Origin of the sequence: uncultured Polaribacter sp. (assembly GCF_947501385.1) — a bacterium.
GTDB lineage: Bacteria > Bacteroidota > Bacteroidia > Flavobacteriales > Flavobacteriaceae > Polaribacter.
This window is the reverse complement of record NZ_CANMVP010000016.1, coordinates 1-24,282: the sequence shown is the minus strand read 5'-3', so window position 1 is coordinate 24,282 and position 24,282 is coordinate 1. Positions and strand designations below refer to the sequence as shown.

General features: G+C 33.4%; 19 protein-coding genes. 11 read left to right on the top strand and 8 right to left on the bottom strand.

Annotated elements, in window-relative coordinates; genetic code table 11:
- Window positions 1-3 precede the first annotated feature (3 nt).
- The 4 genes from Q0998_RS11405 to Q0998_RS11390 all read left to right on the top strand — a co-directional run bounded on the left by Q0998_RS11405 (window position 4) and on the right by Q0998_RS11390 (window position 4,151).
- The gene (locus tag Q0998_RS11405; RefSeq protein ID WP_299670093.1) at window positions 4-1,572 is read left to right on the top strand and encodes a hypothetical protein; all 1,569 of its coding nucleotides are present in this window, start codon (window positions 4-6) and stop codon (window positions 1,570-1,572) included.
- 109 nt (window positions 1,573-1,681) lie between these two features.
- Window positions 1,682-2,614, top strand: a complete 933-nt coding sequence (locus Q0998_RS11400; protein ID WP_299670092.1) for a peptidylprolyl isomerase — start codon at window positions 1,682-1,684, stop codon at window positions 2,612-2,614.
- Between the two features lie 215 nt (window positions 2,615-2,829).
- A complete protein-coding gene (locus Q0998_RS11395) occupies window positions 2,830-3,693 on the top strand; it encodes a YkgJ family cysteine cluster protein (protein WP_299670091.1) in 864 nt (287 codons plus the stop codon).
- Window positions 3,694-3,779: 86 nt separating this feature from the next.
- Entirely contained in the window at window positions 3,780-4,151 is a 372-nt protein-coding gene (locus tag Q0998_RS11390; RefSeq protein ID WP_299670090.1) for a helix-turn-helix domain-containing protein, read from the top strand.
- A gap of 204 nt (window positions 4,152-4,355) precedes the next feature.
- Here the strand turns inward: Q0998_RS11390 and leuB are convergent, their stop codons facing one another.
- The gene (gene leuB, locus Q0998_RS11385; RefSeq protein WP_299670089.1) at window positions 4,356-5,411 is read right to left on the bottom strand and encodes a 3-isopropylmalate dehydrogenase; all 1,056 of its coding nucleotides are present in this window, start codon (window positions 5,409-5,411) and stop codon (window positions 4,356-4,358) included.
- A gap of 358 nt (window positions 5,412-5,769) precedes the next feature.
- Complete coding sequence (locus Q0998_RS11380) at window positions 5,770-7,290, bottom strand: alpha-isopropylmalate synthase regulatory domain-containing protein (RefSeq protein WP_299670177.1); 1,521 nt, start codon at window positions 7,288-7,290, stop codon at window positions 5,770-5,772.
- A 434-nt stretch (window positions 7,291-7,724) separates the two neighbouring features.
- Here Q0998_RS11380 and Q0998_RS11375 point away from each other — a divergent pair, with 434 nt between their 5' ends.
- The gene (locus tag Q0998_RS11375) at window positions 7,725-8,627 is read left to right on the top strand and encodes a hypothetical protein (RefSeq protein WP_299670088.1); all 903 of its coding nucleotides are present in this window, start codon (window positions 7,725-7,727) and stop codon (window positions 8,625-8,627) included.
- Between the two features lie 187 nt (window positions 8,628-8,814).
- Here the strand turns inward: Q0998_RS11375 and leuD are convergent, their stop codons facing one another.
- Together leuD and leuC are read right to left on the bottom strand one after the other, a co-directional pair.
- Window positions 8,815-9,414, bottom strand: coding sequence for a 3-isopropylmalate dehydratase small subunit (leuD, locus tag Q0998_RS11370; RefSeq protein WP_299670087.1), 600 nt, complete (start codon window positions 9,412-9,414; stop codon window positions 8,815-8,817).
- A gap of 197 nt (window positions 9,415-9,611) precedes the next feature.
- The gene (leuC, locus tag Q0998_RS11365) at window positions 9,612-11,012 is read right to left on the bottom strand and encodes a 3-isopropylmalate dehydratase large subunit (protein ID WP_299670086.1); all 1,401 of its coding nucleotides are present in this window, start codon (window positions 11,010-11,012) and stop codon (window positions 9,612-9,614) included.
- A 242-nt stretch (window positions 11,013-11,254) separates the two neighbouring features.
- Here leuC and Q0998_RS11360 point away from each other — a divergent pair, with 242 nt between their 5' ends.
- The 4 genes from Q0998_RS11360 to Q0998_RS11345 all read left to right on the top strand — a co-directional run bounded on the left by Q0998_RS11360 (window position 11,255) and on the right by Q0998_RS11345 (window position 13,899).
- A complete protein-coding gene (locus tag Q0998_RS11360; RefSeq protein WP_299670085.1) occupies window positions 11,255-11,614 on the top strand; it encodes a DUF2200 domain-containing protein in 360 nt (119 codons plus the stop codon).
- A gap of 216 nt (window positions 11,615-11,830) precedes the next feature.
- A complete protein-coding gene (locus tag Q0998_RS11355; protein ID WP_299670084.1) occupies window positions 11,831-12,511 on the top strand; it encodes a tetratricopeptide repeat protein in 681 nt (226 codons plus the stop codon).
- Window positions 12,512-12,983: 472 nt separating this feature from the next.
- Window positions 12,984-13,451 carry an Mpo1-like protein gene (locus tag Q0998_RS11350; RefSeq protein ID WP_299670083.1) on the top strand — a complete coding sequence of 156 codons (468 nt, stop codon included), beginning with the start codon at window positions 12,984-12,986 and terminating at the stop codon, window positions 13,449-13,451.
- A gap of 109 nt (window positions 13,452-13,560) precedes the next feature.
- The gene (locus Q0998_RS11345; RefSeq protein ID WP_299670082.1) at window positions 13,561-13,899 is read left to right on the top strand and encodes a tRNA-binding protein; all 339 of its coding nucleotides are present in this window, start codon (window positions 13,561-13,563) and stop codon (window positions 13,897-13,899) included.
- A gap of 62 nt (window positions 13,900-13,961) precedes the next feature.
- Here Q0998_RS11345 and Q0998_RS11340 read toward each other — a convergent pair whose 3' ends face one another.
- Together Q0998_RS11340 and Q0998_RS11335 are read right to left on the bottom strand one after the other, a co-directional pair.
- Window positions 13,962-14,120: a YqaE/Pmp3 family membrane protein gene (locus Q0998_RS11340; RefSeq protein ID WP_076686390.1), complete on the bottom strand. Its 159-nt coding sequence runs from the start codon at window positions 14,118-14,120 to the stop codon at window positions 13,962-13,964.
- A 525-nt stretch (window positions 14,121-14,645) separates the two neighbouring features.
- The gene (locus Q0998_RS11335; protein ID WP_299670081.1) at window positions 14,646-17,138 is read right to left on the bottom strand and encodes a M14 family metallopeptidase; all 2,493 of its coding nucleotides are present in this window, start codon (window positions 17,136-17,138) and stop codon (window positions 14,646-14,648) included.
- Window positions 17,139-17,189: 51 nt separating this feature from the next.
- Between Q0998_RS11335 and Q0998_RS11330 the strand changes: the two genes are divergently transcribed.
- The gene (locus Q0998_RS11330) at window positions 17,190-18,320 is read left to right on the top strand and encodes a bestrophin family protein (protein WP_299670080.1); all 1,131 of its coding nucleotides are present in this window, start codon (window positions 17,190-17,192) and stop codon (window positions 18,318-18,320) included.
- Window positions 18,321-18,584: 264 nt separating this feature from the next.
- Here Q0998_RS11330 and guaB read toward each other — a convergent pair whose 3' ends face one another.
- Complete coding sequence (gene guaB, locus Q0998_RS11325; RefSeq protein WP_299670079.1) at window positions 18,585-20,060, bottom strand: IMP dehydrogenase; 1,476 nt, start codon at window positions 20,058-20,060, stop codon at window positions 18,585-18,587.
- A 250-nt stretch (window positions 20,061-20,310) separates the two neighbouring features.
- Between guaB and Q0998_RS11320 the strand changes: the two genes are divergently transcribed.
- Window positions 20,311-22,548, top strand: a complete 2,238-nt coding sequence (locus tag Q0998_RS11320) for a TonB-dependent receptor (RefSeq protein ID WP_299670078.1) — start codon at window positions 20,311-20,313, stop codon at window positions 22,546-22,548.
- A gap of 32 nt (window positions 22,549-22,580) precedes the next feature.
- Here Q0998_RS11320 and Q0998_RS11315 read toward each other — a convergent pair whose 3' ends face one another.
- Window positions 22,581-24,116: a bifunctional metallophosphatase/5'-nucleotidase gene (locus tag Q0998_RS11315; RefSeq protein ID WP_299670077.1), complete on the bottom strand. Its 1,536-nt coding sequence runs from the start codon at window positions 24,114-24,116 to the stop codon at window positions 22,581-22,583.
- Window positions 24,117-24,282 lie beyond the last annotated feature (166 nt).

The following is a 24,282-nucleotide window of genomic DNA, read 5'->3' as shown; positions in this document are numbered from 1 at the left end:
GTGATGAAAAAGGCATACATTTTACTGGTATTTCTTATAAGTTGGTCTTCTTTTTCTCAAAATGAAAATTCCTACTCAGATTTAAAAGTAAGAGAATTAACAAATAAAATTAGATTGAACTATACCACAGTTCACATGCCGGATGAACTTGATATTTATCAGAACTTTCAGTTAAGACCTACAATGGGTTTTGTGGGGCTAAATTATAACATTCCATTAAACGATTGGCTATACACAGGTGCAGGAATGCATTTTGCCATCACAGGAGATCAAGGTGGCTTGTTTACCTTAGGCGTCAATCTAGGCGTTAACAAAAAGATTTATAAGAACTTATATTTTGATGCAAATATTCATTTTGGTGGTGGTGGTGGCTACAGAGTTTTAGTGGATGGTGGTGGAATTCTATATGCAAACATTGGGTTGCAATATAAAATGGATCATTATTCATTTGGTGTACAATACGGAAATGTAGATTTCTTTACGGGTTTTATTAAGAATGACAATTTTTCATTTTTTGTAGAAATACCAAGTACTTTACGTTCTGCATCTTATAAAAATGCCCAAAAAGAATTTATTATAGATGATACTTCAAAAGATGAATTTTGGCAGAAACCCGCTGTAAAAAGTGTACAACAAGTAACGTTCGATTTTTTCTATCCTATTGGAGATTCAAGAACAGATTCGTTTCAAGGAAATATGCCAATTGACAACACGTTGTATATTATTGGATTTGAATACCAACGTTATTTAAATCAAAACACCTTTATTTATACGCATGTAGATACCATGTACAAAGGTTTGATTGCTGGTTTTATGGATTTATTTTTCGGAGTTGGTAAAAACTTTGTAGAAACAACATATGTAAACCTATTTGGTAAATTTGGAATCGGAGCTGCGGGTGGAAGAATTTATCAAGAAGGTGGTTTAACCATGTACCCAAATGTTGGCGCAGACATTAAATTGACAGATAAATTCGGAATTAGCGCTCATGGTGGTTACCACAGAGCCATTGGTGGAACTTTCGAAGCATATACTGCTGGTTTCAGTTTAAAATATTATGGATTAAGTGGCGGTATAAAACATCCTTTTACTGGAGAAAAAACGACGACTATACAAACCCAAGGAATTCAGGTGAGTGCACAAAATCAAAGCTATTTTGATGTTGCTAAATTTGGGATTCCTGCAAGTGATTTACAATTGATTGCTTTGAAAATAAATTATGATCTTAACAAACGTTTGTATATCGCAGGTGAAACCTCTTTTGCCTATGAAGGGAAATCTGGCGGATATGCACATGGTTTATTTGGTTTGGGTGTAAAAAGTGATCAATTTTTATACAATAGATTGTCTGTTTTTGCAGAAGCTGCGGCAGGTGTTGCAGGTGGCGGGCGTGTAGATTCCGGTGAAGGTGTTTTAATAAGACCTACAGTGGGTATCAACTATCATGTAAATGATGATTTTTCTTTACATGTTTCTGGCGGACAAATGGTTTCTCCTTTTGGAAATGTAAATTCAACAAATTTTAATATTGGGCTTACTTATGGGGTATCGATATTAAATTCAAAAAAATAAAAGTTCTTGAATAATAACAAGATATTTATAAATGTCAGTTCGAGCGCAGTCGCGAACTAATGAATACGTAAAATCTCTCGACTGCGCTCGAGAGGACAAATTAAAGATTATGAATAACGGAATCTATGCAAAATTTACCACTAGTAAAGGTGAAATTTTAGTACAATTAGAACACGAAAAAACTCCAGGAACCGTAGGTAACTTTGTTGCGCTGTCTGAAGGGAATTTAGAAAATTCAGTAAAAGAACAAGGAACGCCTTATTATGATGGATTAAAATTCCACAGAGTCATTCCAGATTTTATGGTACAAGGAGGTTGCCCACAAGGAACTGGAACAGGAAACCCAGGTTATAAATTTGATGATGAATTTCATCCAGATTTAAAGCACGATGCTCCAGGAAAATTAGCCATGGCTAATTCTGGTCCTGCAACCAACGGAAGTCAATTTTATATTACCCACGTTCCTACTCCATGGTTAGACGGCAAACATACTGTTTTTGGTGCTGTTATTGAAGGACAAGATGTGGTGGATGCAATTGCACAAGGTGATACATTAACTGCTGTAGAAATTATTAGAGAAGGTACAGATGCTGAAAACTTTAATGCAGTTGAAGCTTTTAGAACTTTTGAAGGTTCTAGAGAGAAAAGAGCAGCAGAAGAAATGGCAAAACAAAAAGAATTGTTAGATGCTGTTGCTGCTGGGTATGATGAAACTAAAAGCGGATTGCGTTACCAAATTTTACAAAAAGGAACAGGAAAACAAGCAACAAAAGGTGCGGGAGTTTCTGTACACTATAAAGGACAATTATTAGACGGAACTGTTTTTGATTCTTCTTATAAAAGAAAAGAACCTATCGATTTTAATGTAGGTGTCGGTCAAGTAATCTCTGGTTGGGATGAAGGTATTCAATTATTACAAGTGGGTGACAAAGCTCGTTTTGTAATTCCTTCTCATTTAGCCTACGGATCTGCTGGTGCAGGTGGTGTAATTCCACCAGATGCAACACTTATTTTTGATGTTGAATTGATGGCCGTAAAGTAAAACCTTTACACTATAAATTTTAAAGTCTCAAACTTATTCGTTTGGGACTTTTTTTATTAAAATCAAGAATTTTAACTCTTGACTTTTAGATTGAAAAAATATAACTTCGCTATCGATATTAAACTTGATCAACAACTATCAGCTTTATTCATTAAAACGAAATAATTTATTTAAAATACTGTATTTAAGGAACCTATCATAAATCAACTAAAATAATGCATACAACCAAACTAAATATTGATAGTATATTACCACTTACCTGTTCACGATCTGGAACTTGTTGTTTTGGTAAAAATGTAATGTTGAATCCATGGGAGTTGTTCAATTTAAGTAGCGAGAAAAAAATAACAACTAGAGCGTTTCGAGATTTGTATTGCGAGTTTGGAGGAATCCGATTACGTTTTGACGGAAAACCAGATAAAAAAGGGCAACAAGCATGCAGTCAATATGTAGATACTATTGGATGTAGTGTTCACCTAGGTCGTCCGTTAGCCTGCCGACTCTATCCACTAGGTCGTAAAGTACAATTTGACAAAGCGCACTATATTTATGAAGGCGACACGTTTCCTTGTTTAACTGACTGCCCTGAAGTTCTAGAATTACCAAAACTTAGTGTAGGCGATTATCTAAAAGGGCAAGAAGCAGCACTATTTGAAAAAGCTCAAGATGAGTATTTAATCGTAATGCAAAATATTGCAGATATAGGTTTTGAGTTGCTTTTAGAATCAGGTTTATCTGCATCTGGAGATACCAAAACTTTAGCAACATGGAGAGTTATGGGCAATGAGCTTCCGGAGTTATTGGCAGAAAGAATAGGACAAGAGTGGCTAGATTATTTAATGCTACCTGCAATAATAGACACACAGCACCCTATTACTTTTGCGCAAAACCATAATGAATTACTACTGTTAAAAGCCCAAGAAAAATTTGGAGCTATACAAACAAATCAAGAATTGCATGAAGCTTCTGTTTTAATGATTGGGTTAGCGCTTCATTTGGCCAGAGCTCTAGGAGCCGATCCAAAATCAATTGCTGAACATTGGATTGCAACCGCAAAAAACCATGGAGCTCAGGAATAATATTTGATGTTTTTAAACAAAACTTTTTACTGGCACACACGCTGAATATGACAAAATAAATACAGACACAATTTAAAATGAACACAATGGAATTAAAGCCTATTAAATCTGATAAAGATTATCGAAATTCACTTGAGCGTTTAGAAGTTATTTTCGATGCGAAAATCGACACGAAAGAGGGTGACGAAGCGGAAATACTTTCGTTACTCATTGAGAATTATGAAAACGAACATTACCCGATTGCGTCACCTGACCCAATCGAAGCGATAAAGATCAGGATGGAAGAATTAAATATGCAACAAAAGGATTTGATTAGAATAATAGGTGGTAAAAGTCGTGTATCCGAAATCCTAAACCGAAAGAAAAAATTAACCGTTGATATGATACGAGAGTTGGAACGAATTCTTCAAATTTCAGCGTCTGTTTTAGTCAATAATTATCAACTCGCGAAGAAATAACAAAGAAGTAAGATGTAATATAGTTATAAGCTCTCAATCAAAGTATAGAGCTTATTTATATATCACCAATTTATAGTTTGATGCTTGTTTAATGTTGTAAGTAATGTTTTTTTACACTATTTTTTATATACCAAGCGTTTCCGAAAAATATAAAAGCACGCTGAGTTATAGAGTGCTTTTTCAAAATAATTTAATTAACGATTTTTAGATATTCTCCGCCAACCAGTCTCCTACTTCTTTTGTTCCGTAAGCTTTTCCTTTGTCCGCTAAATCTTCAGTCACAATTCCTTTGTCTAAAGCATTGTTTACAGCGTCTCTAATTGCTTTTCCTTCTTCGGCTAAACCAAAATTTTCAAATAGCATTGCGGCAGATAAAACAGTTGCCATTGGGTTTGCTATATTTAATCCTGTTGCTTGTGGATACGAACCATGAATGGGTTCAAACAAACCAATATTAGCTCCTAAAGAAGCACTTGGCATCAATCCCATAGAACCAGAAATTACAGATGCTTCGTCGGTTAAAATATCTCCGAATAAGTTTTCGGTAATCAACACATCATAACTATTTGGCCACTGCACCAAACGCATGGCCACGGCATCTACAAACTCGTAAGAAACGGTTACTTCTGGATAGTCTTTTTCCATAGCTTGTACAGTTTCTCTCCATAGTCTTGATGTTTCTAAAACATTTGCTTTATCTACACAACACAGTTTTTTAGAACGTGTCATTGCCAATTCAAAACCCTTTTTTGCCAAACGAATTACCTCTGCTCTTGTATACACACAATTGTCAAAAGCTGTTTCTCCATCATCTCTCCGCCCCTTTTCTCCAAAATAAATTCCACCAGTCAATTCACGTAAAAAAACCAGATCCGTTCCTTCAATTCGTTCTCTTTTCAATGGTGATTTATCTAACAAAGATGGAAATGTAAAAGTGGGTCTTACATTGGCAAATAAACCCAATTTTTTACGCATTTTTAACAAGCCTTGTTCTGGACGAACCTTCGCAGAAGGATCATTATCAAAACGTGGATGCCCAATAGCACCAAACAACACCGCATCTGAAGACGCGCAAATTTCATGTGTTTTATCAGGATACGGTTCTCCAACAGCATCAATTGCTGCTGCACCTGTTAAAGCAGGTCTCCAGTTAATTTCATGGTTGAATTTCTTTGCAATAGCATCCGATACTTTTACGGCTTGATCTATGACTTCTGGTCCAATTCCGTCTCCTGCTAATAATGCGATATTTAATTTCATTCTATTATTTATTTGTGTTACTATGTACGTTCGAGCGCAGTCGAGAACTCATCTTTAGATCTCGACTGCGCTCGATCAGACATTTTACATTTAATTTAATCTACCCGTTGTGCATTTTGAGTTAAATGTATTCCAAAATGTCAGTTCGAGTGATTTTTTGATAAAAAAATCGTATCGAGAACTAGTTTAGAAACGAAAATTCTTATTCTCGATACAAATTTCACTTATTTCAATCGTGAAATTCACTCGAATTGACAGAATTTATCAAAATGCACAACGGGTTTAATCTATTAACTTTTAACCACGAACTCGCTCACTAAAAACTGCGACTGCCAACTGCCAACTGAAAAACTGCCAACTAAATAATATTCAACATTTTCTCTGTAGCCTTAATAGCAGACACTGTTTGATCTGAATCTAAACCACGTGTTATAAATTCGTGTTTATCTCTTTTCCAAGTGATGATGGTTTCACATAAGGCATCCGAATGGCTTCCTGGAGGAATTCTAACAGCATAATCGATTAAACTTGGCAATTCTTTTTTGCTGTGTGTTTTGTATAATTTTTTTAAAGCATTCATGAATGCATCAAATTGTCCGTCTCCTTGCGCATGTGCTTCGTATTGAATTCCTTCCACCTTTAACTGTAAAGTTGTAGAGGGTTTCATTCCTCTTGCGTGTCCTAACACATAGTTTTCTACAATCACGCGTTTTTCAATAGTATCACTATCTAAAACGTCTGAGATGATATATGGTAAATCATCTTGAGAAACCACTTCTTTTTTATCTCCTAACTCAATAATTCTTTGGGTAACTTTTTTTAGTTCTTCATCATTTAAGCTGATGCCTAAATCATGTAAGTTCTTTTGAATATTGGCTTTTCCTGATGTTTTTCCTAATGCATATTTACGTTTTCTACCAAAGCGTTCTGGCATTAAATCATTAAAATAGAGATTGTTCTTATTGTCTCCATCTGCATGAATTCCAGCTGTTTGCGTAAATACATTTGCACCTACAACAGGTTTATTTACAGGGATTCTAAAGCCAGAAAAAGTTTCTACCAATTTACTCACTTTATTCAAAGCCGTTTCATTTACAGTCACTTCAACATTCTTTAAAAAATCATGAATGACTGCAATTACGCTTGCCATGGGTGCATTTCCTGCACGTTCTCCCATTCCGTTGATGGTTAAATGCAATCCGTTTGCACCTGCTTTTACAGCTTCCATCACATTGGCAACCCCCAAATCATAATCATTATGACCGTGAAAATCAATATGCGTATTTGGATATCTTTGCCGGACTTCATTAATAAATTGAAACGTTTCAGTTGGAGTTAAAATACCTAACGTATCAGGTAATAAAACACGTTCTATCTTTTGAGTAATCAAAAAATCTAAATATTCAAAAACATAGGCTTTAGAATTTCGCATTCCGTTAGACCAATCTTCTAAATATACATTGGTTTTCAAATTATTTTTCGCTGCTAATTCAATAGTAGCTTTGATATCAGAAAAATGTTGAGCAGGCGTTTTCTTAAGCTGATGCGTTAAGTGATTTAAAGATCCTTTGGTTAATAAATTCTGAACTTTTGCACCAGAATCGAGCATCCAGTCAATCGATTTTCCACCATCAACAAAAGTTAACACCTCTATTTTTTCTAAAAAATTGTTTTCAGATGCCCAAGAAGTAATTTTTTTAACTGCTTTTAACTCACCTTCAGAAACTCTTGCAGACGCTATCTCTAAACGATCTACCTTTAATTCTTCGAGTAATAATTTTGCAAGGGTTAATTTTTCTGAAACTGAAAACGACACGCCTGATGTTTGCTCACCATCACGCAGTGTGGTATCCATTATTTCTATTTTTCTTTTATTCATCATATAAAAACGCTTTCTAAAAAAAAATTATTGATTTATAGATGTATCATCTTCTAAAAAACTCTTAAAAATTACAGTTACCAAAGATAAAAAAAGCCTTTTACATTTAAGTATTACTTTCCCATAAAAACTTTTTAAAATTAGCACTATCATTTTCTCATTTTAATAAATAACATGACTTTATTATTCAACATACAGTACAAAATATTATTTAATTCTTGACTCGTAACACCCCCATCGTAACGTAATTCAAGAATACTCGGAAAGCTATTATATTACTTTTATTATCATTATAATAATTATAAAAACACTTCAAAATACTGTAAAATGATTGTTTTATAGCAAATGCAACAAATAAGCAAAAATTTGATTGAATACAGAATACTACTTTTTCATTTAAAAAGTAGTTTTACTTTAAATTTAAAAAACTTAAAATGAAAACAATAAACTATTCACTATTTGTATTATTCTTAACCTTTTTATGCACTTCTTGCTTTGAGAATGAATACGAGACTTATGTAAGTAATATAGAAAATGAATTTACAGCTTTTAACGTAGATAATAATTACAAGTTTACTAGTGATGAAGCTAACCTTGTTATTGAAGCTGGAAATTATTCAGATATTCAGGTTACATTGGCAGATGAGACAACAAATCCGTCTGTAAGTATTGATAGAGATGTCATTTCTCTTATTAAAATTGACGATTTTAATTATACCATTTCATCTCCTGAAGCTGGTGAACAATTAATAATAATTACTGTAGTTGATGCTAGTGGGAATGAATTCATTGGATACCGAAGAATGTTTTTTTATGAGCATGGTACTACCGATTTTAATACTGTAGAAGGGGTTCAGCTTAATTTTGATTTTAACAAAAAACTTATTGCGTTACACGGAGAGCCTGAATTGTTAGAAGAATATCAAGTAACGATAACTTCAGAAAGTATAGATGATGCAGGAAATACAGTAACTGAAACAAGAATAGAAGATCGTGAACGTTGGTACTACTTTTCTAAAGGTTTTGTTTTTAATTATAATCCATTAACAGAACATTTTTATACAATTACCTTGTATGGTGAGAATTGGTTAAGAAATATAGATGATGTTAATTATAATGGAGAAATATATCCTTATCAAATTGACGGGTTAAGTAGTTTTAATAGTGCTACAGGGTTACTAATGGACGAAGTTGTTGAGAAATACGGAGAACCAATTTATAAATCGGATGGAACCACTTTACAATTATACCAATATGATAACGCTACTTTTACTTTTTTATCTGACAATGCAGATGATTACCTTGGTAAAAAAGTTTTGAATATTACAATATTTTAAAAGGCTAATAAGCGATATCAATTCCTAAAGAGTTGATTTTAAAAAAGCTAAACAATAATTACTGTTTAGCTTTTTTACTTTTTTTTTATTCCATTAGCATATCATAAAAAATATTACAAACTGGTATTTTAATACCGTTTAAATCTTTGTGATGAACAGAAAAAAACTTATTCTAAACTAAATCTTATTAAAATGGTCTTGTTTCAGCAAATGCAGCAATTTCGTTTTCGATGTTTTTTAAATAATCAATATCATCAAAACCGTTTAACATATTGTCTTTCTTGTAAGAATTGATGTCAAAAGGTTGCGATTCTCCAGTAGCAACAAGCGTTACAGTCTGATTGGGTAAATCTACCTTGATTTCTGTTTTTGGATCTGCCATAATTGCATCCAACAACTTGTCCGCAAACACCCCAGTAACCTGCACAGGTAAAACACCTACATTTAAACAGTTTCCTTTAAAAATATCTGCAAAAGCCGATGAAATTACACAACGCAATCCGAAATCATATACAGACCAAGCTGCATGCTCTCTAGAAGAACCAGAACCAAAGTTTCTACCACCCACTAGAATTTTAGAACCTTTATATACTTCTTTATTTAAAGGAAAATCTGCCTTTGGTGTTCCATCTGGATGGTATCTCCAATCACGAAAAAAGTTCTTATCAAAATCTACACGCGCGGTTGCTTTTAGGAAACGTGCAGGAATTATCTGATCTGTATCTACATTCTCTATTGGTAATGGATATGCTGTGCTTGTTACTACATTAAATTTATCGTAAGCCATGTTTTAAGTATTCAGTATGCCAGTATTCAGTTGGCAGTAATTATTGATTTTTATAGGTTAAAAGTTCAATATTAAATATTCAAAGTTTTGACTTTGACAAACTATTCAACTTTATTAATTTTATTCTATTTAGACTGTTTTTAGTAAAACTTCCACTTTTTCCCCTTTGGGGAAATGTCCGAAGGACAATGGGTATTTTAACTCGCTAAAAGCGTACGTGGATCTGTAACAACGCCTTCCACTGCAGAAGCTGCAGCCACTAAAGGACTTGCTAATAACGTTCTAGATCCTGGACCTTGTCTTCCTTCAAAATTTCTATTAGATGTTGAAACTGATAATTTCCCTGCTGGAATTTTATCGTCATTCATTGCCAAACAAGCAGAGCAACCAGGCTCTCTTAATACAAAACCTGCGGATTCAATTATTTTATCTAATCCTTCTGCTTTGATTTGATCTACTACTTTGTGTGAACCTGGCACCAACCACGCAGTAACATTGTCTGCTTTTTGCCTTCCAGCTACAATAGAACAAAAGGCTCTAAAATCTTCTATTCTTCCGTTTGTACAAGAACCTAAAAACACAAAATCAATAGGTTTGCCTATCATAGCTTCACCTTCATTGAAAGACATATATCCTAAAGATTTTTTATAAGTAGCTGCGCCTCCTTCTGCGTTTGCAGCTGTAGGGATTGATTGTGTTACGCCCATTCCCATTCCTGGGTTTGTACCATAGGTAATCATAGGTTCTATAGCTGCCGCATCAAAATTAATTTCTGCATCAAATGCTGCATCCTCTTCTGTATATAAAGTTTCCCAATACTTCATGGCTTTGTCCCAAGCCGCTCCTTTCGGAGTTTGAGAACGTCCTTTTAAATATTCGTAAGTTTTTTCGTCAGGTGCAATCATTCCTCCTCTTGCGCCCATTTCAATAGACAAATTACACACCGTCATTCTGCCTTCCATAGACATCTCTGTAAAAACATTGCCTGCATATTCTGCAAAGTAGCCTGTAGCGCCAGAAGTAGATAGTTTAGAAATGATATAAAGAGCCACATCTTTTGGAGTAACTCCCAAACCTAATGTACCATTTACATTAATTCGTAAACTTTTAGGTTTTGGTTGCATGATACATTGTGTAGACAGTACCATTTCTACTTCCGAAGTACCAATACCAAAGGCAATTGCACCAAATGCACCATGTGTAGATGTATGTGAATCTCCACAAACAATAGTTGCTCCTGGCAATGTAATTCCGTTTTCTGGTCCAACAACATGTACGATTCCGTTGTTTTTATCACCTAAACCCCAATGAGAAATTCCGTGCTTTTTAGCATTGTTCTCTAACGCGTTTAACTGATTTGCAGACAAAGGATCTGCTACGGGTAAATGCTGATTAATGGTTGGCGTATTATGATCTGCAGTTGCAAAGGTACGTTCTGGGTACACTACCGTGTTTCCTCTGCTTTCTATTCCTAGAAATGCAACTGGACTGGTAACCTCGTGAATAAAATGACGATCTATAAAAAACACATCTGGTCCGTCTTTTACACTACGAACTACATGTGAGTCCCATACTTTGTCAAATAATGTTTTTGCCATTGTTGTTTTATCTTTATTGAACTAATTTCCTGTGTCAGCTACCAAAAATAGCCTTTTCATGGTGTTTTAAGGACTTATATCTGTTTCTAAAATTATATTCAACTGTTAAACATATCTTTATCTTACTGATAAACAGAATTTTAGTTTGTTTAAAGATACGATGCCTAGTCCTTTTCTGTTTCTTTTTAACTGATATCTGTATCATTAATTTTTAATATATTTATGATGTAAAACAATAAATAATGAAAACAACAGCTAAACATAATGAACGAATTGCAGTGATGACCTTTGCTTCAGTTTTTCCACATTATGTAACAAAAGTGATTCAGAAAAATAGAACTGAAACAGAATTGCTTCAAGTAATAGAATGGTTAACTGGTTTTAACGAAAGTAAATTACAGAAACTTATTGAAGATAAAGTTACCTTTAAAAGATTCTTTCAGGAGGCAAAATTAAACCCTAATGCTCATTTAATTAAAGGAGTTATTTGTGGTTATCGAATTGAAGATATTGAAAACCAATTAACAAAACAAGTTAGATATTTAGACAAGTTGGTTGATGAATTGGCAAAAGGTAAAAAAATGGAGAACATATTAAGATAGATTTTCGAAACACTTTTTTTCAATAAGTCTACAATGACTATCAAACTTTAAATTCTAATTCCGACTGTTATTCGCTTCAAAAATAAAGGTAGCTTTTATATCAGAAGTATAACAGTAAGGCTGAAATTTCAGAAAATAGTTTCATTTCCTGTTAAAAAGTGTAACAAAACATATACATTAGGCGTCTAAAATACAGTATCAAATCACCAACTCATCATGAAAAAGTATCTTTTCCCTCTATTTTTATTTGTACTGTGCCTTAGTTGTACTTCCCCAAAAAATTCCGAAGATTTTATTGCAAACACAACAGGACGTTATTTATTTAATGCAAATGAAGTTTTAGAAGTCTATTTTAAAGAAAAAGAATTATTTATAAAATGGCGAGGCAAAGATGATATACATCCCTTGAAAGTGAATGATAGTTCTTTTTATATGAAAGAACTGAATGAAAAAATAATGTTTGTGAGTCAACCAGAAATTCATATTGAATTGGCACCAAAGACAGAACACGAAGGAATCACATATCATTTTAAAAAAATGAATGCTGATGAAAAAACACCAAATGAATACTTTGAAGCAAAAGAATATGATAAAACCTTAGCTGCTTTTTTAGAAATTCAAAGAAAAGATGCTTTAAGTCCTGAAGTGAGAGAACGTAGAGTTAACGACATCGGATATTCATTTTTAAGAGATAAAGAATATGAAAAAGCGATTGAGATTTTTAAAATTAATACGGTTTTGTATCCTAAAAGTTCGAATACTTTTGATAGTTTAGGGGATGCATATCTTAAAATAAAAGATACAGCAAAATCTATAGAAAATTATAAAAAAGCATTGGCTATAAATCCTGAAAATAGAAGCTCTTTAAGAATGATGAAAAAGATTGATAAAGAATAAGCATGTTAGAACCATTAAAATACCCTATTGGAAAAACAACAATTCCTAAAAATATTTCTAAAAAGAATATTGAAGAATGGATTTCTGTTTTAGAAAGCTACCATTGACGCGATTATTTAATTATTTGATTTTGAAATACTTAACAGTTATAGACTCCGCTACCATTGACGTAGCTTGTAAGTTGCTGTTTTACAAATTATTAATATATGTCTGGTCGAGCGCAGTCGAGACCTCATTAAAACCTCTCGATAGCTTCGCTAGCTACTTTCAATGAAAATGTATTTTCATTTCAGTAATGCTCGAGGAGACATTACGTCATTCCAACCGCTTGATAAATTTTTTTTTCTCGGGTCTCGAACAGACATGTTTACAGACTAATTTACTTCATTATAACCATTTGGTGATTTTTTTTCTAAACCAAATCTTACTTTTTACCAAAATACTCCTATCTTTAAAATCTAATGATACTAATATGAAAACTGCTCAAGAATGGTTTGATGAATATGCGATAAGCCATCAAAATGAAACCAATCAACTGATACATTATATCTGTGTTCCCATCATCTTTTTTAGTGTAATTGGGTTGTTAATGAGCATACCCACTACTTTTTTAGAAAATACGTTTCATCTATACAATCCTTTGTTAGAAAATTGGGCTGCCGTTATGGGTGTTCTTATTTCATTATTTTACTTGCGTTTGGGTTTTTGGTATTTTGTAGAAATGCTTTTTGTACTCTTACTTTGTATTGTTTTAAATTTCTGGTTGAGTAAAAATGTAAACTTATTATATGCGTCTTTTATAATTTTTGTTTTGGCTTGGATGGGTCAGTTTTGGGGACATAAAGTAGAAGGTAAAAAACCTTCTTTTGCGAAAGATTTACCGTTTTTATTAATCGGCCCACTTTGGGTAATTCAAAAATTAGGTAAGAAAAGTAAATAAATGTTTTAAATACCTGTCTTGCTTTGAAAATAGAAAAAAAAAGTTCTAGATACATTTTTTATTTCTGTTACATTGCAACAAAAAACTACTCAAACCGACAAAATATAAGATGAAAAAAGAAATAACTTTCGAAGACTTTTTAAAAGTAGATATTCGAATAGGAACAATTGTGGAAGTCAACGATTTTGAGAAAGCAAGAAAACCAGCATATCAATTAACCATTGATTTTGGCGATTTAGGTATTAAAAAATCGAGTGCACAAATCACCAATTTATATTCAAAAGAAGCGCTACTGAATAAGCAAGTTTCTGCAATTGTAAACTTTAAACCAAGACAAATCGCTAATTTTATGAGTGAAGTTTTGGTTATTGGTGTTTACAATATTGATGGAAATGTTGTTTTACTAAAAGCTTCTAAAGCCGTTAAAAATGGAGAGCAGGTTCGCTAAGTAGGCAGTAGGCAGTAGGAAACTAAAAACTTTGAAACTACTATTAAGAACAAATTGCTTAATTAATTTTTAGGATTATTTAAAATTACCAAAGCACCAATAACGCCAGGAATCCAGCCACAAAGTGTGAGTAAAAAAATAATAAAGAAAGAACCACAACCTTTGTCTATCACAGATAATGGTGGAAAAATAATAGCAAATAAAACTCTAAAAAAGCTCATAATATATAGTTGGTTGGTATATAATTAAGACGAGTTTAAATGAATTTTGTTACAAATAATAGTTGTAAAATGACAAAGTCACAAAACTTCAGAAAATTCCTCGAAGTAATCATATAGACTTTAAAACGAAAATTACATCTGGATACACAATGGTTGACGACAGCTCAACTTTCCCCTTCGGGGAAATGTCCGTAGGACAAAGGGGATAAAAAGGCTACCTTCCATCAAAATACATTTTGATTTTGGCAATGCTACCATTGACGTAGCTTGTAAGTTACTGTTTTACAAATTATTAATATATGTCTGGTTGAGCATTGCCGAGAAGCAAAAGATATTTTCATTTCAGTAATGCTCGAGGAGACATTACGTCATTCCAACCGCTTGATAAAAATTTTTCTCGGGTCTCGAAATGACAAACCATTCTTTTGTCAAAATTATGGATTTCAAATCCTTAGTGGTTTTATTAATCAAATCTACAGTCATTTGTCTTTTCTCTTTCATCTATTTTCTCTCCTTTCAAAAAGTCTACATTTTGTCTCCAAAGAAAATAGCATTCATTAATAACTTATTTGTGCCGTACCAAAAAGCTCTAAAATTGGTATTATCCGTAAAAACGATGACTTTACCTCTACCTAATCTTTGGGTTTTAAATGGAACTGTATTTTTAATCAGTTTAGCGTTTTCTTTTGAAATATAGCCACTCAATAAAGGGTTTGAAGTATACTGAATAGGATTATTATAACTGCGTTTATCAGCTTTTATAAACATTGTAGAATTTCTAAATAAGGCTATTCTATCGTTTTTATATCCGAAATTTATAGGATGAGATCTATCAATATTTGCTTCAAAAATGGCGCCTCCAATAACTTGTGCGCCAGATTTTAAGGACCTATTTTCAAAAGTAATTTCTTTAATGGTATCTGTTTTTACCTTGTCAAAGGCTAAACTGATAAATTTACCACTCGCCAACCATCTGGCTGTATTTTTATAACCAATTAGCGTTCCGCCATTTGTAACCCAAGTTCTTAATTTTTCTTGAGCTACTTTGTCAATAGAACTACTAGGAACTACAATGGCTGTATATTTGCTCAGATCTATTCTTGAAAAATAGCTCATATCTAATCGCGTTACAGGCATGTCAAAACGCTGATCTAACAAATGCCAAATTTCTCCAGAATCGTTTCCTGCAATTCCGTTACCCACCAACATGGCAACTTTAGGTTTTGTAATGGGTCTAAAATTATTACTTCCTAAGTCGATTCCATCATTCAATCCTGTGGTAACTCCGTTGATAGCAACATGACTTTCTGTGGCAATTGTATTTAAAAATTGATACAATTCAGCAGTGTTCATTTTTTGATTTTGAACAGGAATAAAAATGGTTCCATAATCATAAGAAACGCCACCATTGTTAAAGTTTTTCATGGACACTTTTACACGCAAGCCTTTTTGTAGAATGGTGTGTAAAGCTTTTGGTGTGTAATATTCATTCCAAGGCATTAAATACCCGTAATCACTTTTGCTAGAAACAGTTCCTGTGTTCATTTTTAACTCAGAAATTTCATTCCCTGCTTTAGAAAGTGAAATATTTTCAGCATAATCTACACCAAATGCATGGTGAAACGTCCATGCAGAAACATCATAAAACAAACTGTCTTTAAACGTTTTTCGAACATCAAACATTGATTTTACCAAACGTTGATTTTTCTGATTCATAGGAACTACATAACTGTAGCCTTTTTTAAAGTTTTTACCGTTTTGTGTAAAATCATCTTTTACTTCGTGAATTTTAATTTGGTGTCTTTTTAAAACTTCTGCCAAATGGTAACTCTTTGCTGCATCTTTTTCATCGCCAAAAACAATCGCTTTATTAGAACCTGTACTTCTAGATGCTTTGTAAAAGTCTTGTTGATATTGTAAAATCTTGGTTCTCATTTTTCTTGCAGCTTCTAAAGTTGATAAAGCGGCAGTAAATTGGTTTCTAATCGTAAAAGGAAAGGTTAAGATTCCATTGACAGTTTCTTGTGCATGTCCTCTAGAACTTCCTTGTTCGAATAAGATTCCGATACTTCCGTTGATATCTGGAAATGTTGATCCTTTTCCGTAGTAAAAATCATCAAAACTTTCTTCAGAATAATATAGAGAACCTATTTTATCTAACGCTTTCGCATGGTAAGTACCTATTTCTTTGGTCAAATCCTGATTCATTTGTGGTGTTAGCGGATTTGTTCTGCTCGGAATTCCAGGTTGAAAAAAGAAACTAGAGTTGCTTCCCATTTCATGATGGTCTGTTAAAATATTAGGCAACCATTTATGAAAAGTCTCAATTCTTACGCGACTTTCTGGCAATTGCACCGGCAACCAATCACGGTTCATATCAAACTGATAATGATTGGTTCTTCCTCTTGGCCAAATCTCAGTATATTCTCTATCGTTAGGGTCTGGATTGATGTTTTTACTTCTATTTGTGTTTGCCCAGTATGCAAAACGTTGCAAGCCATCAGGATTAAAAGAAGGATCAAATAAAATAACGGTATTCTTTAATAAATCATCAACTTCAGCACCTTCTGCAGCTGCTAAATAATAGGCAACTGCCAAAGCAGCATTCGAACCGCTGGGTTCATTGCCATGAATAGAAAAACCTTGGTATACAACTATTGGATTGTTAGAAACATCTGAATTAGTATCTGTAGCATTGATATGATTTTTTCTAATTGTTGCTAAATTTTGATGATTTGTAGGAGCCGTAATTGTTAATAATAACAAAGGTCTGTCTTCAAAAGTTTTTCCTCTATTCTCAATAGAAATTCTGTCTGAAGCCGCGGCTAACACTTTCATATATTCCACCAACTTGTCGTGCGTTACATGCCACTCGCCTACTTCATGCCCAAGTACAGATTTTGGCGTTGGTATGTTTTGGTTGTAACTAACATCCGTTGGTAAGTAATAAGATAAATCTACTTTTTGAGCAGTAATTGAAAAGGATACGAATAAGAAAAGTACAATGATTTTTTTCATCTAAATTCAGGTTTGGTTATGTACAAATATATGAATTCAAAAATGTTATATTTGGACTTTAACACTCATTTAAGATATATGTATATAAAAAGAATATTTCCAATTAAAGGGATGCTAAAATGGACAAGAAGAGATATTTTTTTGTTTATACTTATTGCAACCACCCCTGTTTTTCTATTTGATATTGTGGGTTTAAAATGGCTTCATGTGCCGTGGTTGCCCTTGGGTGTTTTAGGAACCGCCATTTCTTTTATTGTCAGTTTTAAAAATAATGCTTCCTATGATCGGCTTTGGGAAGCACGTAAAATTTGGGGAGGTATTGTAAATACTTCTAGAACTTGGACCATTATGATAAAAGATTATATAGATGTAAACCATACTAAAAATGAATTTAAAGAGCCAGAATTAGACCTCATTAAAAAACAGCTGGTGCACAGACATGTTGCGTGGTTAACGGCTTTACGATATCAATTAAGAAGTGATAAGCCTTGGGAAACATATTTGAAAAATGACAAACAAAATTCTGAATATAGAAGAAATCATTATATCGTCTGTGAAGACATTGTTGATTTTAAAGAAGCCATTCAACCCTATATATCTAAAAGTGAATTGGATGAAATTCTTTTAAAAGGCAACAAACCTTCGCAACTTTTAGGCATACAATCTAGAAAGTTAAAGGGTTTAATGCATAGCGGACTTATAGAAAATTTCAGGCATGTAGAAATGATGAATGTGCTAAAAGAACTGTATACACTGCAAGGCAAATCTGAGCGTATCAAAAACTTTCCGTATCCGAGACAATACGCAACTTTAAACTATATTTTTGTATGGATTTTTATCATCCTATTGCCTTTTGGGATTATGGAAGGTTTTGAAAGCATTGGCAAACATATTGTTGAAGATTTGGCTTTGCATACTTCTAGAACCCATTTAGGTCATCGAATTCAAGAAGCAATTGCGCAAAATTTCGTCTGGTTTTCTATTCCTTTTAGTACTTTGTTGGCTTGGGTTTTTCATACCATGGAAAAGATTGGTGAAAACACAGAAAACCCGTTTGAAGGCGGGCCCAATGATGTACCAATTACAGATTTAAGTAGAAGTATCGAGATAGATATTCGCCAATTAATTGACGATACAAACATTCCTGAACCCTATCTTTGGAAGAATGATATTGTGATGTAACTTGTTTCTGAAAATAAATAATTTTTTGAACCCAACTATCCTCGATGCAGAACCATAGAGGTATTTAGCTGGTTTCATACCTAGTCAAGCCGGGCACAAGCTTTGACCTAAAAAGGTCAAAAACCATCCCGACAACATTCGGGATTATATTTAGATTCCCGTTTTCACGGGAATGACAATTTCAACGGAAACCCCGAGGCTAGCCCCTCGAGGAATTCTTTTCGATTAAATTCCTGAGCTTTTCAATTTTATAAATAAGTTCTTTTACCTTCTACTATAATTGGGTGCTTCTTTGGTAATAGCCACATCATGCGGATGACTTTCATTGATGCCGCTTGCTGTAATTCTTACAAATTGTCCCGTTTCCTTTAAGGTTTCAATGTCTTTTGCGCCACAATAACCCATTCCTGCGCGTAAGCCACCAATAAATTGATGAATACTTTCATCTAAGTCTCCTTTGTAAGGAACTCTCCCCACAATTCCTTCAGGAACTAATTTTTTAATATCTGCTTCTACATCTTGAAAATAACGATCTTTAGAACCTTGCTTCATCGCTTCCACAGACCCCATACCTCTGTAAGATTTGAATTTTCTTCCTTCATAAATAATGGTTTCTCCAGGAGATTCTTTGGTTCCTGCTAATAAAGAACCCAGCATTACAGCATCTGCACCCGCAGCAATTGCTTTCGGGATATCTCCTGTATAACGAATTCCGCCATCTGCAATTACAGGAACTCCACTTCCTTTGATTGCCGCAGCAACTTCTAGAACAGCAGAAAATTGAGGAAAACCTACACCTGCCACAATTCTTGTAGTACAAATAGAACCAGGACCAATACCTACTTTTACAGCATCTGCACCCGCTGCTACCAAATATTTTGCAGCTGCAGCAGTGGCAATATTACCTACCACTACCTCTAAATCTGGAAATCTTTCTTTTACTTGTTTTAAAACAGTAACCACCCCTTTTGTGTGTCCGTGAGCTGTATCTATAATCACCGCATCTACACCTGCATTTACCAAAGCTTCTGCTCTTTCTACGGCATCACTAGTAACTCCTAAAGCAGCAGCCACTCTTAATCTTCCAAAAGTATCTTTGTTTGCAATGGGCTTTTGAGTCACTTTTGTAATGTCTCTAAACGTGATTAACCCTTTTAATTTATACGCATCATCAACAATTAAAAGTTTTTCTATTTTATAATTTTGAAGAATTTTTTCTGCGTCGTTTAAAGAAGTTCCAACAGCAGCAGTCACCAAGTTTTCGCTCGTCATCACATCTACAATAGATCTTTCATGATCATGCTCGAAACGTAAGTCTCTATTGGTAACAATTCCTTTTAAGATGCCATTGTCGTCTATAATCGGAATTCCGCCAATACCATGTTCTTTCATATTTGCTTTGGCATCTGATACTTTCGCCGTTAAGGGCAACGTAACAGGGTCTAAAATCATTCCGCTTTCTGCACGTTTCACTTTTCTTACTTCTTGCGCTTGTTGCTCAATCGTCATGTTTTTATGCAAAACACCAATACCACCTTCTCTAGCAATCGCAATAGCCAAAGCAGATTCTGTAACCGTATCCATCGCTGCAGACGCAATAGGAACATTGATGGTTATATTTCTAGTAAATTTTGTTTGAATACTTACTTCTCTAGGAAGAACTTCTGAAAAGGCAGGAACTAATAAAACATCATCGTATGTTAAACCTTCTCCTAAAATTTTGTTGTCGTGTGCTGTCATGTTGCAATTAAGGTATAATTGCGAGCAAATTTACAATATATTATTGAATATCAGGATATTTATTTGGGATCATTGTTTATTTCTAAAATCATAAAAAAAAGTTAATATGTTAAAATTTTAAACTTAAAACATTGATTAAAAGTAAACTATATTTATTATTTATATTTAATCTAAATAAACTTTGTATATGTATTGTTGGGTCGTATATTTGCACTCGAAAAAACAACTATTTATAATTAATCTAAATAAAATGAAGCTTAACATATTTCTATTAAGTATCTTATTAACAGCTACTTTAGCAGCACAAAAGAAAGAGAAAAAAGTATTTAAAGGCCAATTAGACTCTATACAAAAACTAGACGAAATCATTATTTCTACAAATGTAATTTTCGGAAATAAATATGTGGCGAAACACAGAACAGGTTCTGCATATTATCTATCGCCAAAAGAGTTACAAAAGTTTGGTTTTACAGATATCAATAGAGCGTTAAGAACCGTTCCTGGAGTTACCATGTATGAAGAAGATGGTTTTGGTTTAAGACCTAATATTAGTTTGAGAGGAACCTCGCCAGAAAGAAGTTCTAAAATTACTTTGATGGAAGATGGTGTTTTAATTGCTCCTGCACCTTACAGTGCTTCTTCTGCTTACTACTTCCCTACAATTGCAAGAATGGAAGCGGTAGAAGTTTTAAAAGGAAGTAGTCAAGTACAATACGGCCCCTTTACAACAGGTGGTGCTATCAATATGATTTCTACGCAAATACCTACTGAATTTGGAGGACAAGTTAGAGCCAGTTATGGTAGTTTTAATTCCAGCCAATTGCATGCTAAAATTGGTGGAGGAAATAACACATTCGGCTATATGGTAGAATACCTAAATTATGGTTCTGATGGATTTAAAACCTTGCCAAGTGGAAAAAACACAGGTTTTAATAAGAATGATGTTGTGGCAAAATTTAAAGTAAATTTATTTCCGAATGCAACTGTAAAACAATCGTTAGAATTCAAATTTCAATATGCAGATGAAGATGGAAACGAAACCTATTTAGGGCTGTCTGAAGAAGATTTTAACGCAAATCCATTTGCTAGGTATGCTTCTTCTAATAATGATAATATGACTACAGATCATACGCAATATATGATCACACATCATTTAGATTTATCTAAAAACTTTAGAATCACAACTACTGGATATCAGAATAACTTTGCAAGAAATTGGTACAAGTTAAATGACATTACTTTTAATGGCGACAAACAATCTATTGCGAATGTTTTAGAAGATCCGAATGCATTTTCTAACCACTTTAATATTGTAAATGGAAGTGTAAACTCTTCAGCAGATGCCATTGGCGTGAAAGCAAATAATAGAGCCTATTATTCTCAGGGAATTCAAACAAAATTAGATTATCACTGGTATCAAGGAGATGCTTTTCATGATATTGAGGTTGGTTTAAGATATCATTATGATGAAGAAGACAGATTTCAGTGGGTAGATAAATACAGTATTTCAGATAGTGGAATATTAGACATTACAACTAATGGAGTTCCTGGAACCGATGCAAATAGGGTTAGCAGTGCAAAAGCCATTGCTTCTTATATTACCTATAGATTAAAATACAACAACTGGACGTTTACTCCTGGAGTTCGTTATGAAAATATTATTTTAGAAAGAGACGATTTTGGTAAAAATGATGTGACTAGAACTGGCGTTGATTTAGCAAGTAGAAAAAATTCAGTAGACGTTTTTATACCAGGAATGGGTGCGAATTATAAATTCAATAATGATTTTTCTCTTTTTGGAGGTGTTCATAAAGGATTTTCTCCTCCTGGAAATCAAGAGGATGAAAAACCAGAAGAAAGCATCAATTACGAATTAGGAACTCGTTTCAACCTTGGAAAACTTAAAGGAGAGTTTGTAGGTTTCTATAACGATTATTCGAATCTTTTAGGAAGCGATTTGGCTGCTACTGGTGGAACCGGTTCTTTAGATCAGTTTAATGCCGGGGAAGTAAAAGTAAACGGAATTGAAGTATTGTTAAATTATAATTTAGCAAAAAAAGGAACTGAATTCTCGTTACCTATTTCTTTTGGATATACTTTTACAAATACAGAGTTTCTAAATAGCTTTGGGAGTTCAGATAGTTTATGGGGAACTGTAACTGCTGGAGATGAGTTGCCATACATACCAAAGCACCAATTGAATGCTGCTTTCTCTTTAGAGCACTCTAAATTTGAATTCAATTTAAATGCAAGATATAATGGTGAATTTAGAACTTTAGCAGGGAGTGGTACGATACCAAATAATGAAAAAGTTGCTTCTAATTTTATTGTTGATTTGTCTGGTAAATACTATGTAACCAAACAATTAAATCTTACTGCAAACGTAATTAACTTGTTGGATAACACCTATGCAGTTTCTAGAGTACCTGCTGGTTTAAGACCAGGACATCCTTTTGGAATATATGGTGGAATGGAATTTAGATTCTAAAAATTCTTTATAAAAATAACTCAAAAAAAGTGCTATTTATTAGCACTTTTTTTTGTTTCCAATTTTAAATAAGCAACCACAGCTTTTCTAATATCAATTGCTAATTCGTTTTCTTTTGGTTGATAAATGGATAGTACTTCTTGATTTTTGTCAGATAAAAAAGGAATGTCAAAACCTTTTAACAAGTAATCTGAAAAAGCAATTGTATAGATTTTATTAGTATCTAATGCTATCTTTTTAATCATCCACTTGTCTCCTACTTTATCAATATTAAAACGATGTAAATAAGCACCTGTTCCTTTTGCTAAAAGGCCATAATCTAAAACACGTTTTAACAGTCTGCCTTTAATTTCAACTTTTAAAATAGCACCACCATAAGGCAAGACTCTAAAAATATCTACAGGTGTTATATTCCCAATTAATTGATCATCAATTCTTATGGAACCGCCATTTACAATCGCTGCATCTAATTCATTATCATATGCAAAAGCCATCGCTTTGGTAATGACTTGACCTAAATTGGTTTGCTTGCTTCTTGTAGGTGTGTCTCTGCCATCTAAAGGAATTTTTGCATTGTAAATAATTTCAGAAGGATTTTTAATCACATCCTTAATTCTTGTATTTAAAATATCTTGCCATTTATTTACGATTTTTTCAACCTTTTCATCTGATGCTATGGAGGCGTTGATTTCTTTTAGTTCTGATTTTACAGTGGTCTCTTTTGTTTTTTTATGATAAGAAATTCGATGAATATAGGCCGTTTTCGCATTTGCATCAGCTTTAGAAATCTGAACATTCCCTACAAAATTATTGCTATTGGTATGCTCATGACCTCCCATGATTAAAGGCAAATTAGGAAGTAACTTCGCGATTCTTTTATCGTTCGCAATTTTTACATGTGTTAAACCAAAGACTACATCTACTTTGTCTTTTAAAGCAGCATAAGAGGTTCTTGCTTTGACAAACATATTTGAATATGCTACATACTCTTTTGGATTTGATGGAATGCAAACACTAATAAAACCCACTTTTATCTTTGTTCCGTCTTCATCTTCTATTTCTTTAATAAAAGTAGTATGTACGTCCTGTTTTTCTCCGTTTATTTCTTTATAAAAAGGAATGGCTCCATTGTCTGTTTTTAGTTTTATATTGGCAGAAATCCATGGAAAGGTACTTTCATTTAGTCTTTTTTGAAGATCCTCTTGTGATACATCAAACTCATGATTTCCAAAAGCAACCAAATCGAAATTCATCGCATTCATTACTTCTACCATTTGTCTTCCACGAACGCGTTCTCCATCTACTTTTAAAGTTCCTAATAAAGACGGATTTAGAAAATCGCCCGCCATAAAGAATAAGGTGTTTTTATTTTCTTTTAACAAATCTTGGTGCACGGTTTCTACTCTTGCCATTCCGCCAAACGCTCCTCCTTGAATGGGTGCAATTTCGTAGACATCATTAATTTGTAAAAAGGTAAATGCTATTTTTCCATCATCTTTTGAAGTTTGTTTTGCGGATGAGCAAGAAACTAGAATACCTATAAAAAGTAATTTTATATATAGTCGCATATATGATTTAAAATGTAAAGTTGATTTTTATTTTTTCAAAAGTAATACCATTAAACAAGAAAGAGGTCGTCTAAAAAGTAATTTTTAGGCGATTTTCTTTTTACTCATTTTTCAGTTTATTTTTTTGATTTTCAATACTTGCTTAAAAAGTTGAATTTTAAAAAAG